Here is a 4,385-nt window from a genome sequence, read left to right as displayed (position 1 = left end):
GCTGCTCGTGCGTCTCGTCGACCGTGCCGGAACCTCCTACGGGCGTACCATGGGGGGCGCTTTCACCGTCGCGGCGGGTGAGCGCATCGATCGCGTCGACATGGTTCGCCGTGCCGATCCGGACCGTCACAACGGGTACCTCTTGAAAGGCAATGCGCTGGGCGAGAAGCCCGGACACTACCAGATCATTCTCGAGATCGACGGCATCACGGCCGCCCGAGCCGAGCTGGAGATCGTCGCCGGAGAGTGATCGCGGCTTTCGTTGCGCGAGCCCATCCGGCGCTGCGCAGGAACCCCTTGCCGATGTCGACGAACAACGCCTTATCTGCGCGGTCGGCGTGCTGTTGTGCGTCGTGGAGGAACCAATGCTCGCGGTCGGCGCGATGCTGCAAGGGCGATACAAGATAACAGAACCGCTCAGCGAGGGGGGGATGAGCATCGTCTACCTCGCTGAAGATGCCGTTCTCGGCAATCGCGTTGCGATCAAGGAGATGAAGGTTCATTTCCTCTCTGCCAACGAGCGTGCCCTGGCTGCCGATCAGTTCCTCAAGGAAGCCCGCATCCTCGCCAGTCTCGAACACGCTGGCCTGCCTCGCGTCACGAACTTCTTCGAGCAGGATTCCCGCCACTATCTCGTGATGGACTACATCGCCGGAGACACCTTCGAGACGCTGGTGAACCAGAGCGGCGGCAGTCTGCCCGAAGATATGGTGCTGCGCGTCGCCGACGGGGTGGCGCGCGTGCTCGACTACCTGCACAACGTCAAGCCGGCCGTCATCTTCCGTGATCTCAAGCCGTCGAACATCATGTTGCTGCGCGCGGCGCATGGCGCCGAAGATGAGCGTGATCGCCTGAAGCTCATCGACTTCGGCATCTCGAAGTTCTTTGATTCGGCACAGGGCACGCACACCATCATCAAAGGCGCGGGCACGCCGGGCTACGCGCCACCGGAGCAGTACGGCTCGCAGGGTCGCATGCGCACCGACCCTCGCTCCGACCTCTACTCCCTCGGGGCTACCATGTACTCCCTTCTGACCGGCACGATCCCGGCAGAAGCCACCGACCGCTGGATGAACGGTGAGATCCTCACGCCTCCACGGCAGCTGAACGCACTGGTCTCTGTGGAGACAGAGGCGCTGGTGCTCCAGCTTCTCGAGCTCAAGCCAGAAGCGCGCCCATCGACCGCTCGCGAGGTGATCGATCGCATCGACGGCCTCCTTGCCGCGCGGACGCGGAACGCATCGTCGTCGGGCAATCTGCAGCGTCCGGCGCGTCGCTTTCGGTCGAGCATCACGGGGGCTGCGGCCGACGACGGCACAGGACCGCAAGAGATGGCTTCTGCCCCCAATCCGACGGTCGAACCATCGGCCTCGACTTCGACTGTCGAGGCGTCGACCTCGCCGCCCACGTCTGAGAGCTCAGGGCAACCCCCTCCCGCACCCGTGCCTTCCGCACCCGCGCCGGTGCCTGTGGCGTCGTCTCCCGAACCCGCGCCTTCCACACCCGCGCCGGTGCCTGTGGCGTTGCAACCCTCTCCTCAGGCACAGCCGGAGGACCTCTCGCAACGGCCGCTGCCTCGTTCGCAGAACCCCACCGTGCTCGGTGCGGGGAAGTCGCAGGCACGCTCTCCGGTCATCCCGGCGCTTGTCGTCATCGCGCTGCTCGGCCTCAGCACGGCGGCCTTGTCGGCGTTCGAGATCTGGCCGTTCACCTCACGGGTGCCGAAGATCGCGGGTGGCTCTCCGTCTCCCACGGCATCGGTCGCGTCGTCTTCCGCCCCTGCCTCTCCCGCGGTGTCGCCGTCGTCTCTCCCTTCGCCAGCGCTCGCGCCCACGCGGCTGGGGGTCGAGGTCTCTCCCACGGGAGGCAAGGTGTTCCTCGACGGTGGCGCCGCCGTCGAGGCTTCGAGCGGCTGTCTCTGGCTCACCGTCTCCCCGGGGCCGCACACCCTGAAGGTTCGAAAGCAGGGATATCTCACGCGCATCGTCACCGCCGAGGCGCGCGCCCAGACCGACGTGAAGCTTGCCGTCCCCCTCGTGAAGGAGGCGACGCTGCGGATCAATGCCACGCCTCTGGGGGCCAAGGTCGTGGTCGATGAGAAGGAGATCGGTCGCGTGCCGGTGACGCTCCGCAGCCTTGCGGAGGGCAATCACCGCTACAAGGTGTTCGCGCCGGATCACGTCGCGGAGACGGGAACCATCAAGCTGAAGGCCGGACAGGAGGCGCGTCTCGACTTCCACCTCGATCCGGTGGGGGGCGCACGCGTACCGAATGGGAGTCTCGATGTCCCGACGGTCCCGCAGCGTGTCCCGACCTACGAGCCGCCTCCCTATCGACCGCCTGTGGTGCGGCCGCCCGTGTCTGTCCCGCAGCGTCCGGTACCGGAGCCACGGGCGACCTCGGTTGACATTCCCGCGCCCCGCGCCACCCCGCGCTGACGCCGTTCAGGCTGCAGCGCCGCAGGAAGGCCTGAGGGCTGTGATCACGCGTTCCAGAGCTTGTTGCGCACGTTCTCCGGTCGCATCATGGCATCGCTTGGCTTCACGCCGAAGGCCTCGTGGAACTCGGGCAGGTTCGCGAGCGGCCCGATGACGCGGAAGTACGGCAGCGGGTGCGGGTCGTTCGAGAGCAGCAGGTGGGCCTTCTCCGGGCGGATGTTGGTGGCCCAGCTCAGGGCGTAGTTCAAGAAGAAGCGCTGGGCCGGGGTGAAGCCGTCATCGGTCTTCGGCTCGGGCTTCCCGGCCTGGGCCTTCTGGAAGGCGGCCCAGGCGATCTCGAGACCGCCGAGGTCGGCGATGGACTCTCCCTCGACGAGATGGCCGTTGCACTTCTGGCCGTCGTAGCTGAACTCGTCGAACTGCTTCGCCACGCCCTCAGCTCGCTGCTGGAACTTCGCCTGGTCTTCCAGGGTCATCCACGTCTTCAGCGCGCCGGTGGCGTCGAACTGCGAGCCTTCATCGTCGAAGGCGTGGGTCAGCTCGTGGCCGATGGTGGCGCCGGTTGCGCCGTAGTTGGCCGCGTCATCTGCGTTCACATCGAAGTAGGGGGGTTGCAGAATCGCCGCCGGGAAGACGATCTCGTTGTTGGGCGGCATGTAGTACGCGTTGACCGTGCTCGGGGTCATCTCCCACTTGTTCGGATCCTTCGGCTTGCCGATGGTGGCCAGGCTGTTGGCCGCTGCGAAGGCGTTGGCGCGCATGACGTTGCTTGCGTAGGCATCGGTGTGGATGTCGAGGGCATCGTACGACTGCCAGACGTCGGGGTAGCCTATCTTGGCCTTGAGGCTGTCGACCTTCGCCAGCGCACCCTGCTTCGACGCGTCAGACATCCACCCGGTCGCGATCTTCTCGCGCACCGCCGCCTTGATGTTCTCGACCATCTCGAGCATTCGCGCCTTGGCCTGGGGGGTGAAGCTGCGCTCGACGAACTTCTGCCCCAGGGCGTCGCCCATGAGCTCATCGGTGGTGGCCACCACACGCTTCCAGCGAGGGGCCTGCTCGGTGACGCCGGTGAGCACGGTTCCCGTGAAGCGGAAGCCCTCCTTCTCGATGTCGCTTGGCAGATAGGGGGCCATCTGCCGCAGCACCTGCCAGCGCAGATAGGTCTTCCACTGACCGGGCGTGCTCGTCGCAACGGTCTTGTCGAGTGTGGCGAAGAACGAGGGCATGCCCACGTTCACCGATTCGATATCGGGGCGACCGACGCCGTTGAAGTAGCGGTTCCAGTCGATGTGCGGCGTGAGCTGCGACAGCTGCGCGCGGTCCATGGGATTGTAGAGCGCCTGCGGATCACGCATCTGCTCTGGCGTGAGGCAGCCCTCCGCAAGCTGTGTCTCGAGGGCCAGCACCTCGACTGCGTGGGCGCGTGATTGGAGCGCGTCGTCGCCGGCCAGGGCGAACATCTTCGCCACGTGATCGATGTAGGCGTCACGCACGCGCTTCTTCTCTGGATCGCTGGAGAGGTAGTACTCGCGGTTGGGCATGGAGAGGCCGCCTTGGTCGGCCTCGCCGATGATCTGCTGCGGGTTCCTGGCGTCGGGGGTGGCGCCGAAGCCGAACATCGCAGAGAAGCCGGCGGCGTGCAGTCGCGCGACCTCGGCCTGCACATCGCTCATGTCGGTGATGGCGCTGATGCGATCGAACAGTGGTTGCAGGGGGGTCAGGCCGGCGGCGTCGATGCGTGCCTGGTCCATTCCGCTGCGGTAGAGATCGCCCAGCTTCTGCTCGTTGCTGCCCGCGGGGGCGTTGTCTGGCAGGGTGTCGAGAATGTCGCGCAGGGTGTTCTGCACGCGTTGCGTCAGCTCGCCGTCAACCCCCCAGCTGGCTCGGTCAGCAGGGATGGGGTGGCTCTTGGTATAGCCACCCACCGCGTACTGGTAGAAATCG

The 4,385-nt window shown here is 66.1% G+C and carries 3 protein-coding genes; 2 read left to right on the top strand and 1 reads right to left on the bottom strand.

Annotation, left to right across the window (positions count from 1 at the left end; genetic code table 11):
* The coding region (locus tag EB084_20480; GenBank protein ID NDD30644.1) for a hypothetical protein at window positions 1–250 on the top strand (250 nt) is incomplete at its 5' end.
* On the top strand, window positions 153–2,438 hold the full coding sequence (locus tag EB084_20475; GenBank protein NDD30643.1) for a PEGA domain-containing protein: 2,286 nt from the start codon (window positions 153–155) through the stop codon (window positions 2,436–2,438). The genes EB084_20480 and EB084_20475, both read left to right, overlap by 98 nt.
* Before the next feature lie 44 nt (window positions 2,439–2,482).
* On the opposite strand, the gene EB084_20470 is transcribed toward EB084_20475, so the two are convergent.
* The coding region (locus EB084_20470; protein ID NDD30642.1) for a M13 family peptidase at window positions 2,483–4,385 on the bottom strand (1,903 nt) is incomplete at its 5' end.

The organism is Pseudomonadota bacterium (assembly GCA_010028905.1).
Lineage (GTDB): Bacteria > Vulcanimicrobiota > Xenobia > RGZZ01 > RGZZ01 > RGZZ01.
Note: the sequence above shows the minus strand (reverse complement) of the source record. Positions and strands in the feature narration are given on the sequence as shown.

Coding starts and splice junctions, on each gene's coding strand:
- EB084_20475 (NDD30643.1), top strand. CDS start 153: ATGCGCTGGGCGAGAAGCCCGGACACTACCAGATCATTCTCGAGATCG.